Source organism: Chryseobacterium populi (genome assembly GCF_000282115.1).
Taxonomy (GTDB): Bacteria; Bacteroidota; Bacteroidia; order Flavobacteriales; family Weeksellaceae; genus Chryseobacterium; species Chryseobacterium populi.
In genome coordinates, this window is the sequence record NZ_AKJY01000077.1 from 30279 (window position 1) to 42150 (window position 11872).

Annotated in this window: 7 protein-coding genes; 3 read left to right on the plus strand and 4 right to left on the minus strand. The window is 36.3% G+C overall.

Translation table 11 applies throughout. The features are described 5' to 3' along the window. Nucleotides 1–17 precede the first annotated feature (17 nt). Nucleotides 18–5912, minus strand: a complete 5895-nt coding sequence (locus PMI13_RS16430; RefSeq protein WP_007845766.1) for an alpha-2-macroglobulin family protein — start codon at nucleotides 5910–5912, stop codon at nucleotides 18–20. Nucleotides 5913–5930: 18 nt separating this feature from the next. On the opposite strand from PMI13_RS16430, the gene PMI13_RS16435 reads away from it, so the two are divergent. The 3 genes from PMI13_RS16435 (at nucleotide 5931) to PMI13_RS16445 (ending at nucleotide 8338) form a co-directional block, all read left to right on the plus strand. Further along, nucleotides 5931–6686, plus strand: coding sequence for a UbiA prenyltransferase family protein (locus PMI13_RS16435; RefSeq protein ID WP_007845767.1), 756 nt, complete (start codon nucleotides 5931–5933; stop codon nucleotides 6684–6686). Nucleotides 6687–6689: 3 nt separating this feature from the next. Continuing rightward, nucleotides 6690–7793 (plus strand): DNA replication/repair protein RecF, encoded by a 1104-nt coding sequence (gene recF / locus PMI13_RS16440; protein WP_007845768.1) that lies wholly within the window; start codon nucleotides 6690–6692, stop codon nucleotides 7791–7793. Nucleotides 7794–8044: 251 nt separating this feature from the next. Then, nucleotides 8045–8338, plus strand: a complete 294-nt coding sequence (locus PMI13_RS16445; protein ID WP_007845770.1) for a hypothetical protein — start codon at nucleotides 8045–8047, stop codon at nucleotides 8336–8338. Here PMI13_RS16445 and PMI13_RS16450 read toward each other — a convergent pair. From PMI13_RS16450 to PMI13_RS16460, 3 genes are all read right to left on the minus strand, one after another. Beyond that, nucleotides 8316–10346 (minus strand): recombinase, encoded by a 2031-nt coding sequence (locus PMI13_RS16450; protein ID WP_007845772.1) that lies wholly within the window; start codon nucleotides 10344–10346, stop codon nucleotides 8316–8318. The genes PMI13_RS16445 and PMI13_RS16450 overlap by 23 nt on opposite strands. A 13-nt stretch (nucleotides 10347–10359) precedes the next feature. Then, on the minus strand, nucleotides 10360–11004 hold the full coding sequence (gene mtgA, locus PMI13_RS16455; protein WP_007845775.1) for a monofunctional biosynthetic peptidoglycan transglycosylase: 645 nt from the start codon (nucleotides 11002–11004) through the stop codon (nucleotides 10360–10362). A gap of 43 nt (nucleotides 11005–11047) precedes the next feature. Beyond that, on the minus strand, nucleotides 11048–11872 hold an 825-nt coding region (locus PMI13_RS16460; protein ID WP_007845782.1), incomplete at its 5' end, for an ABC transporter substrate-binding protein.

Below are 11872 nucleotides of genomic sequence, written 5' to 3' on the forward strand. Positions count from 1 at the left end.
TTCCCTATACCCAAATATCATTCCAAAATCTGAACATTCATCCCTTTTGTGTGAGTATTCATCTGCGGCGCATAATAGTTTTGCATAGTAGTAATCCCATTGGAGAATTTTCCGGATGCATTAGCCACAAAATCATATTCAAAAACATATTTCCCTTTCGGCATATACTGGATATAGAAATTTGTAGAAGCATCTTTTGTAGACTGGTAATAGCCTAAACTGTTTTTCCACTGATAACCGGACAATACATCTACGGGCTCAAATCCTGCTGCACGCATATCTTTAATATGAATAAATTCCATCGGGCGGTCTGTATTCAGGATCATTCTTACCGTTACCTTATCACCCACTTTCAGCGGTGTTTCTGAAGAGATTTTCTGCAACTCTTCGCCGTTTACCGTTTTTATCTTTTTATACAATTCTTTCGTGATTGATATGTAATTTTCAGATGATTTAATTTTATCCAGGTCTTCATAATACTGCCAGAACAATCCGCCCTGAACAATTCCCGGGCCGGGTTTTGTAACCGTAACTGTACCTAAATTTTTATCTACAACATCTGTTTTAACTGTTGATTTTACGTAACCTGTTGCCTGGGTCTGGGGATTCAACTCTTTTCCACCCCAAACAATGGTTGCCTTATCACTTTCAGCACCAGTCCATGATTTCCCTGAATTTAAAATGGTGAAAATCACTTCTGCCGTTCCTCTTGAGCTCCCCCATGAATTAACTTCTTTCTGGGTTATCAACCAGATCTTCATATCTTCAATAAATTTAGTATCATTCGGCTTCAAAGTATTAAATGCCTCCAATGCCCCGGCATGATTCACTACTTTTGAGCTGAACCAGCCCCAGTCGTTAAGGTTTTGTTTCCAGTAAATACCCTGTGTTTTTGTATCGGTTGATGTTTCTTTCAGATAGTTCATCAGCTTATCAGCAGTATCTTTTAACCCGTAATTATTCATCAGTAAAGCTGCACGGTGCAATCCGAAGAACGTAAAATCGGTAATTTTTGCGGTTCTCGCTTTCTGTTTCACCAATGATTTCAGGGTTGCTCCTTTTCCTTTTAGCGGATATTGTTTTTCCCAGTAGTTTCGGGTATCAAGATAATCCAACGTCCAGTTGTTCCAGATATTCTCTTTCTTCACTTCCCAATATTTATCGATCTCATTGTCTACATATTGTACCAGTTTTGCAACCATTTCATTCTGAGCAGAGCTTTGATAGTCTTTTACATTATCTTTCAGCCAGAGATTGATTTTCCCTAAATTTTTAAGGATGTACATTGATACCCCGTAAGAACTCGGATATCCGGAATACCAGGAGAAGCCTCCATCCGGATTCTGCAGTTTCCTGAAATCATCCCAATCCTGATTAATCGAGTTTCTCATCGTATTGGCATCAAACAATAATGCCAGTTTCTGCATTTGCTCCTGTTCGTTTTTACTTTCCAGAACCCAGGGTGTCTCTTCCAGTAACAATTGTTTTAATTCCTGATTTTTTTCAAGATTGGAATTCAATAAGCCTTTGTTCTGGTATTCTTCAAACACTGTTTTCATTTTCGGATTAGATCTGAAAATCTCTGACGCCAAGACATCTGCAAACCATTTATTGAAGATCACATCTGCTGAATTATTCTGGTCATTTTTAAGGCTCGGAAGCGCAAACATAATTTCCCAGATCGGATTGGTAGTCAGCTCCAGCGTATTTGAAACATTTGAAATACTTGTTGAAGCTGTGTTCTGAAGATTATCTAAAACAAAGGTTTTAGTTTCGTCTTCTTTTACAAATACCGGAACGGCGTCTGTAACCAGCATCCTGTTTGGTAAAACAGCAACGGCCTGTTGTTCACCATCGGAATATGCTCCTGCTTTCGCAACTACTTTTAAAATAATGGATGATACGTTCTCCGGAACTTTAATTTTCCAGGTTACTGCTGAATTTCCGTTTTCATTTAAATCAAAATTCTGAGTTCCTGGGTTTAAACCGAATTTTGAGGAAATATCTTCGTTGGTAAAGACATCCAGTATCTGTAAAACGGCAGAACCTTTTAATTTTTTATCCGTTAAGTTGGATAGTTTGGATTGAAGATTCAGCTCGTCTCCTTCCCTTAAGAATCTGGGATAATTTGGCGTTACCGAAAACTCTTTCTGCGTTACCACTTCTTTTTGCAGAGTGGCTGCCCTTGCATCTTTTGTATGGGCCAGAAACATCAGCTTCCATTTTGTTAAAGCTTCCGGCGATGTAAATTCAAAGCTTACATTTCCTTCTGCATCGGTTTTTAAATCGGGATAGAAAAATGCAGTTTCATTGAGGTTTTGACGAACAGGAACTTTATCCAGTACCTCTTCATCTGAAGCTCCGGCTGCATCTGCCTGAGCATCATTGGCTCCGTTTTTTCTCATCATTTTTTTCTGTCTGTAAGCCCCAGTCATAACAACCTCTTCCTTAACTACCTCAGAAGCTACCGTAGGCGCCGGCATTGCTGCTGCCTCAACCTGTAAGTCTGCAACCCTTCCACTTAATATTCTTCCTTCATAAATCCCGCCATCAAACCAATTAAAACCGGGCACTTCCACATATTTCCCATTGAAATACTCCAGTCTTTTCTGGTAATATTTCTGCTGCAGGTATTCTCTTGTGTAATATGATGTGATAAATGCATAGGGAACATAAAGATCCTGCCAGTTGAAGCTGTTCACTGCAAACTGATCCAGAGACATATCATACATATTTGCCAATACCTCAGCATTAATCTTTTCTTTATCGTTTCCTGAGATTTTTACAGACCATTTTTCCTTAACATTCGGTTCCAGCTTATCTCTGAAAGTAACCGTTTCAATTTTTAAAGGCTGTTCTGAATCCTTTATCACTAAATTCACAGACTCCACCTGCACATCATTGAATGCCACCACCATAAACTGGAGGTTTAAAGTTGTGATGCTTTTATCTTTCGGGATATCCACCACATATTCAAGCACTCCGTTTTTGAATTCCCGGACTTCTGATACTGTTTTTCCTTTTCCATCCTGTACAAAAACATTGGCCAAAGCATCCGGAATGGCAGAATACGCGTAAATTGTAGCCTTCTCTCCTCTTACTACTTCATTTTTAGGGTCTACTACTGCAAGGAAGGATTTCTGAGCAGGTTTTAAAGATCTTTTATCCCAGACACTGAAATCCTGAGAAGATTTTATTGTGTCTTTTCCCTCGATATTGTATAATTCCAACCGGTAATTCCCGGCTTCAAGTTTTCCTAAATCAAGATGGGTTACCAGCTGAGCATTATCTGCAGAAGACTGCTGCAATTTGTCAAAGAGTATTTTCCCGGCTTTCCAGTTTTTCATCTCATCATTTTTATCAAACAAGTCATGTGGAAATTTACCTATAAATTCATCTTTAGAATATTTTGATAAGTCCTGAACTTCGGTGTTGAAATTATTTCTGAAAATCCTGTCCGGAGCATCTAGTTTTGACAGTTTAACCTGATATGATTTTTTAAGGTTCTGCTCGTTATAATTTTTCGTTTCAACTTTCAGCTTAAGATTCTCATCTGCAAAAACATTTTTAATCTCATCAGCTTTAATATAATGGGAAACTGAAGCGACTTTCAGCTGCGTCTCTGCAGATTGTGTTTCGCCATTGATATCGGTAACCGAAGCACTGATTTCATAATTATCGACCTGAATCCCTTCAAGCTTTTCATCTTTTTTAAGATCCAGGCGGATGGTAAATTCTCCTTTATCATTGGTTTTTGCTTCTCCGAGTATCGAGTTTTCATTATCATCTCCCTGCGGATACCACCAGAAATATCTCCAACGGATATTATGTTTTTTAATTTCATAATTCACGGTGGTATTGCTTAAGGCTACGCCGGAAAACATGGCTGCTTTTCCTTTTAATTCAATGGTCTGCCCGTATTTGTAATCTCCTTTCACCGGGTCAAAAGTCACTTCAAACTTCGGCCTTTTATATTCTTCAACCCTGATGTCTTTATAACCCTGGCTCTCATCATCCGTTTTTAAATAAAATGTTCCGTTTAATTTTCCTTTTGGTAAAATAAAACTTCCGTGATAAGATCCGAATTCATTTGTAGTGAAATTTTGAGAAGAAGATTCTTCACCATTGGCATCCAATAATGTTATTTTCTGCTTTAAACCTGAAGTTACAGATTCGATTTCCTTATCTATCCTGGTATTGATGACTTTGAAATAAACAATTTGCCCGGGCCTGTAAATGGCTCTATCCGTAAAGATCTGGGCTTTGGTATGCATTTGCTTATTGGGGTCCTGTCTTCCGGCATTATCATTATTCCCATAAACCTGCATAATCTGAACATCATTTGTTTTAGGCTGCCGGATCAGGAAGGTTCTGTAATATTCCTTATTTTCTGTTGAAGGAAGCCTGAATACTCCCTTAGCATCTGTTTTTCCATCAATTTTAGTCAGTGTCTTATTCGTAACAAATTCGTAAAATGTAAGGTTTTCATTAATGACAGGTTTCCCGTTTTCACTGCTTACTAATTTTAATTCGTTTGAAAGCTGGTTTCTATCTGATTTATTCTGATAAACCACCTTATTGTTGGAAACTAAAAAATAGAAATTCTGTCTTGAATTTTCATCTTTAGGATCTGATCCTGCTACCACGTATTCCACAACATACATCCCTGAAGGGAGCGGCTTGATTTCCAGGGAAGTTTTATGGATCTGATAATCTTTAAGATCCGGGAGCTGATACACTTCTTTTCTTACAAGATTTTTTTTCAGTTTACCATACATATTCGAGTAAGAATTTTTGATATACTGCATCATTGATGTGAGATCATCTTTAACTTCATAAATCTGCAAAGAAAATTCAGAAGCATTTTTGTGTTCCGCTACAAAATGAATAGGAAGATTACCCTGGGTCTGGGCTTCATATTTTATACTTAAAAAGGGGTTTTTAATTTGTCCTTCTTTATTTTTAATATTGTTAATAAAAGGTGATTCCGGATATTGGCTTTTTGCCTGGTCTGCAACAGCAAGCGCTTCTTTTTCCTTTTTTTTGGCCAGAAGCTCATCCATCATACTTTCCATGATCAGAACTTTATAATCTCCTTCCGTATCAGATTTTACCAGTTTCTGAAGTTGCTCCAGCTTATCTTTGCATTGAGTGAAATCACAGTTTTCAGATAACTTCCTATGCATGAAGTAGAGCTTTGCATTTCCGGTATTCCGGGAAATTAATTCATCGAAAATAGCATTATACTTTTTTTGATTTTCTGCGAGCTCGTTTTTTGTAAACAGGCTGTTATTAGACAGGAAATCGATCTGTCTCACTGAATACCAATCCAGCAAGGTCGGAAAATAATCTATATTTCCATCATTGGAAAAAATATCTTTATATTTTGCCAAAGAAATCTTTTTCATTTCAGCCTTCTGCTGATCCAGTGTTTTGTAACTATTGCTTAAATAGTTTTTGAAATCCAGTTTACTCCATGTTTCGATCTGTGAAACATCCTGTGAATTAATATTTGTCCTGCCATCAATCTGCCATGAATCCTGATTATAATAATCTAAAAAGAACCTGCTTAAAAGTACCTGATAAATCATTTTCTCATCACCTTTCAGCTGTTTCTCCGCATTCTGAAGTTTACTGAAGAATTTTGATGCAGAATCATTTTTTTCATCATCCACAGTTTGATTCACCACACTAAATTCAGCCTTCAGTGAGCGGATAAGTTGAAGTGCATTATTTTCTTTCATAGCCTGGTTTTGTATCTCTAAAATGTAGGGAAGGTTAGACTTATAAGCTCCTTTTTTACTGTTCTCTTCTATCTTTTTCCACTGTGCATCATAATATTTCTGAGCAAAGGCAGTCGAAAAATTCAGTATTAAAAGCAAAAGAACAAAAAGCTTGGAAAATGTTTTCATATGTGCTATTTTTGATAAATGAATTTCTTAAAAATACTGAAAAAAACCATTATCGACAGCCAATTATATGTCTCACTAATGGGAACTCTTTTTGCAGTGTTTTTCATGGAAGAGCAAAACACGTTCCGTTTCCCTTCTGTAGCTTTAATTTTCATCACTTATTTCAGCGGTTATATTTACACCAAATACCAATACACCCGACATTTTTTAAAAATCCTGGTTTTAAATGCCGTTGCAGGGATTGTCTGTGCCTATTTAATCATTCACAACCATAATGAAATACGACTGATAAAATGGGCCATTATTGTTGTTTTAGGATTGCTGTACAATAGCTTTTTTCTTGATGTCTACATCCGGAAAATACCTTTTTTAAAGGTCTTTTATGTAGGCCTGGTCTGGGCACTGGTCAATTGCTGGCTTACATTACCTGAATTTAACCTCCCTATTTTCCTGATCAGCTTCTTTTTTATCACTGCCTTAGTCTTACCTTTTGACATCCGGGATATGAAAAGCGATACGGTAGAAACGTTTCCTAAATTAATCGGAGTTCAGAACACGAAATACATCGCTTACCTGCTCGTCTTTTTAAGCAGCATTCTGAGTGCTTACTACCTGGATCACTGTGCCTCATTTGCCTTTTTTTTATCAAGCATTGTGACCTATATTCTGATTTATTTTTCTGAAAACAGAAGAAATGATATTTATTTTTCGTTCGGAGTGGAAACATGCTCTGCACTTCCTTTTTTATTTTTAGGAATAATGAAGTATTTTTGACGAATGATTATTAAGAAACTTTCCCTGTATAATTTCAAAAACCATTCTGAGAAAAAGTTTGAATTTTCGCCGCAGATCAATTGTTTTGTAGGGAATAACGGTGCAGGAAAAACCAACATTCTGGATGCCCTGCATTATCTGTCTGTAGGAAAGAGTTTTTTAGGGAATACCGATCTCAATAACATCAAAAGAGAAGAAGATTTCTTCACAATCGATGCTGAAATCCAAAATGATGACAGTGAAGATATCATTAAAATCTCACAGCCTAAGGAGGCTAAAAAAATCATCAGAAAAAATGATAAAAGTTATGACAGATTAGCAGATCACATTGGTTATTTACCCAGTGTGATGATTTCTCCTTATGACTCTAACCTGATTTCAGATTCAGGGGAAAGCAGGAGAAAGTTCCTGGATTCGATGATTTCTCAAACCGATTCTGAATACCTTTTTGACCTGATCCAATACCAGAAGACTATTCAACAGCGTAACGCCTTATTAAAATATTTTGCAAAAAACAGGGTATTCGATAAAGATTCCCTGGAAATCTATGATGATCCGATCACTAAATCCGGAACCAAAATTTTTGAAAAAAGAAGAGATTTTGTAGCCAAATTAAATCCAATTGTCCAAAGTTTTTATCACATTATTTCAGGCGGAAAAGAAACCGTTTCCGTTTATTATCAATCTGATCTTAAGGAAGGTTTTGACCCAACCCAACCCGGAAAAATATTTAAGGAGCTTTTAGCTCAAAGCCTTGAAAGAGACCGGATGCTGACTTACACTTCAAAGGGAATTCATAAAGACGATCTTCTTTTTGAAATGGATGCAGTTCTGATTAAAAAGATTGGTTCCCAGGGCCAGCAGAAGTCTTTCTTAATATCACTTAAACTCGCTCAAATGAGCCTTGTAAAAGAACTAACAGGGAAAACCCCTATTCTCCTTTTGGATGATATTTTTGATAAGCTTGATGATCACCGGGTTTCACAATTAATTGAGCTTGTCAACCAGGAAAATTTCGGACAGATCTTCATCACGGATACCCACAGAGAACGCACTGAAAGTGTTGTGAAAAAGATTAATGAGGAGAGTATTATTTTTGAAATTTAATCGATATATTTGAGATACTAAATTAAATATATTATGAAAAATCACTTTCTTCAAAGAAATTAAGCATACAAGATTTAAGAGCTGTTCAGGGTGCCGGTGTACAGATATGTTGTGCAGTAAGTTATACAGATGAAACACAATGTGCTTATTGGACAGAGTTTCCTACAAAATGCCCGCTCCTGCCTGTTTGTATTTAAACTTATCTTAAAAGTAAATTAAAAATCAGAATGCTACCCCGGTAGCTTTTTTTTATGAAAAGAAAAAAAAGAGAATACGAATCTTCCGAACTGGTGAAATCATTCGCCAGAATTTATGGTTTTGAAGGTAAACTTGTAGCATTTGAAATTAAAGATTTCCTTGAAGAATATCTTGATGAAAGCCTGTTCAGGGAAATCATAAGTGTTGATCTGAAAGATAAAACCATCACGATTAAGATTGATTCGCCTTTACTGAAAAATGATTTTAAAATGCGCAGAAACTTTTATCTGAAAAAGTTTCAGGATAAATTCGGTGCTGAAAAATTTAATGATCTTCAGATTTTGTAGAAATTGTATTGCTCATCAGATCATCTGCTTTTTTGTCCAACCTTGACTGTAAAGGGATAAAAAACTTAAACGGATGTTTTATAAAATACCTGAAAATTTCTTTATAGATCTCACTCACCTGTCCGAAATTTAATTTTCTAGATCTGAATGCCAGGAACATCGATAAGCTGAAGCTTACCAGGAAGTTAAAGAATCCGATCAGGAAAACCGTAAAGAAAGAAAGCCAGAAAGCATAAGAATCTACGGAAAAATTCTTTCCATATAATCCAATGGCAAAATTTCCCGCTGCGAAAGTAATATGCCGGATATCTAAATCAAGGCCGAAAAATAATCCGACAGGCGCGGTTGCTCCCAGAAAAACGCCAAACCAGAAATTGGAAATGATCCCCGGCCAGTTTTTAGCGTAATATTTAGAGAGTTTTTTCGCAAACCTTGCTCCAAAGAATCTTTTGATAGAAAGGTTCTTTGCTATCCGTTCAGGAATCTGATAGAATACAGAATTATTACCGATATTTCCAGAAATAATCCCGGAAATAAAAAGATAAAAACCCGCAATACTTGCATGTAAAATAGCTTTGGATTTAAACGGATCAAGATCTTTAAGCAGCTTATCTGATCTTTCAACCGCCATATTCTGGGAGAAGAATACATCCAACCCGTATATGATAGCCAGAGCGATCGGAAACGATAACAATACATTTCCTACAAAGGCAATAAACTGGCTTCTGAATAATTTGGAAACCAGATGGGCAAATTCTGTGTTATTTCTTTTATTGTTTCCTTCTTCAGACAGTACTTTGGTCATGGTAGCAGCAGTCATTGCCGGTTGTTTGGTCGCTAATGTGAATCCCATCAGATAAATCATCACAAACCCCATCGCATAATTGATTGAGTATAGGAAGGCATGGGAAAAATCACTCCCCGGAATGTATCCGTACAGCATTTTCAAGACACACAATGCCCCGACAATGATACCTCCTCCACTGGCCTTATAAAACATGGTCATATATTCTTTCCGGGTAGATGTAATATAATGGGTACCGGTTTCCGCTGTATGATTGGTGATCAGATGGGATAAGAGCCTCGTACTGTCATTAATCAGTTCCGAGATATTATTTTTATGGGATTTATAGCTTAATATATTAAAAACCAATTGCTTGGATTTAATAATAATATCTTCTTCATTATTGATTACCAGCAGCTTTACAATTTCATAGATCCTCTTGGTCTGCTGATTGATTTTAAGAAGTGACTGGTTGATTTTCCCGGAAATTCCATATTTAGATGAGTTTTTGAAGGCAATATTGACGAACTCCTGACATTGCTGAACATAAATTTTGATTTGCTTATACCGATCGTCTTTAGAATGCAGCTGAAGATCCGGATCATTTTCAAATTCTTCCGCCAGTCTTTCCAGTTCGTTTTGTAAGGCTAAAAATGGGTTATCAAAATTCCTGTATTGTGGAGCCATCCTTACGACTTCCACTTCCATTGCCATTCCGGTAACGCGCCATGAAAGGATATTCATGGAAAAAATAAGTTCTTTTTTTACTTTAGGGCTGATAATGAAATCTGAAATTCCGAGAATGGTAAAAAACTCATTGATTTCATTTTCGGGAAGGTTATGTAAGTATTTCAGGTCTGTTTTTGGCCGAAGACTGATATTATCAATCAGGTACCACACCGTTTTCTCATTTTCTACGGGAGGTAAAATCTTATTCAGTATTCTCTTTTTAAGCTCGGGGAAAAAAGCGTTTTCCGATAAGATATTGGCTTCTGTTAAAGAAAGGTTGAAAGGTCTTCCTTCAAAAATATTCTGAATGTAATATTTAAAATTTTCTGCATATTCAGGATTGTTCCGGATAAAATTGAGAACATCTGTAAAATCATTTTTTTTTACACTCTCTAAAAACTCTGCCAATGGCTCCAGAGAAAGGGTTTCATTCTTAAAAGAAAAATATTTTTTAAGAACGGATTCAAAATTTGTGCTGGAATTGAAGAATTTCATTAGTACAAAGATACTATTTCAAACTCACATTTCTCATTTGTCTCATGATCCAGTTATGTTTCTTTCTTAAATATGCCGACGGATTTTTAGGGTCATATTTCTTCGGATTAGGCAATACAGCAGCGATCCAGGCAGCTTCCGAGGTTGTAAGACTTTTTGATGATTTCCCGAAATAATATTCAGCCGCAGCTTCCACTCCGAAAACGCCCTGCCCCATCTCAATTGAATTCAGGTACCTTTCAAGAATAATATCTTTACTCCATACTTTTTCTATAATGAAGGTATAAACTGCCTCCAATCCTTTTCTCAACCAGCTTCTTCCCTGCCAGAGAAAGATGTTTTTCGCCGTTTGCTGTGATATGGTACTTCCGCCTCTTACTTTTTTCCCTTTTTCATTGTTTTTCATAGCTTTTTCAATGGCAACATAATCGAAACCATTATGAATAAAAAACTTCTGATCTTCAGAGGCGATCACTGCTTTTTTCACATTGTCTCCCATCTCATCATAGGAAATATAATCTCTCTGCAACCTTCCGTATTCAAAAAGGCCACCGATCTGGGTTATCGTAATGGGTGGATTGAAAAATCTACCCCAGATGATCAATACTATATTCAGTATGATAACAATGAACAGAAACTGTTTTATTTTTTTCCACATATCTTTTAAAAAAGGAAATGCAAAAATAAACAAATAGTCTGAGTTATTGCAATTCTTTTATATAGGTAAATTGATAATCCGGAAGAAGCTCGGGGTGAAAAATCTTAATATAGTCTTTAAGAATAAGATCAGACCTTACCGCTCCGCTTTCAAAAAAATCATTGGCCTTCAATCTTTCCTTTCCTGTAATCACATAGATCTTACCTTTATTGAATACTTCCAGCTTTCCATAGAATGGATTCATGCCCAGCATTTCTTTTTTAGAGGCATGATTTCCTGCATTGATCCAATATTGCACATTGCCGGATTTTGCATATACTTCTTCAAAGCTCATTGGTAAAGCTTTCTCATCCGTATTATTTTTCAGAATATATTCGGCATTGGCATCTGAAATATAGTTGGCCACCGAAGTTTTTCCTCCCGGCATATACCAGACATCACCATACATTTCATTGGCTAAAACTACGGGTTTTGTCTTAGCGTTCAAGGCCATCTGTTTCAGTTCGTTATAATTTTTCTTAATTTTATTGTACTTTGTTTCCGCTTCTTTGTCTTTTCCGAAAAGCTTTCCGAAAAGTTTTAAATAGGCTGTTTTTTCAAGAGGCTTCTGTTCCATAAACTCATCCAGAAAAATCACCTGAATCCCATTATTTTTCAATAGCTGGTAAGTATTATCAAAGCTTGCAATATAATTGGTGAAAATAGCATCAGGCTTCAGGGAAATAATTTTTTCTACATCATATTTCTGCTCACTGCCTACATTTTGAATTTTTCCTTGTTTAAGCAGATTCTGAAGTTTTTCAGAATAAATATATTCAGGGCTGGATACTCCGATTACTAAATTTTCTGCGCCCAGTTCTGTAATATA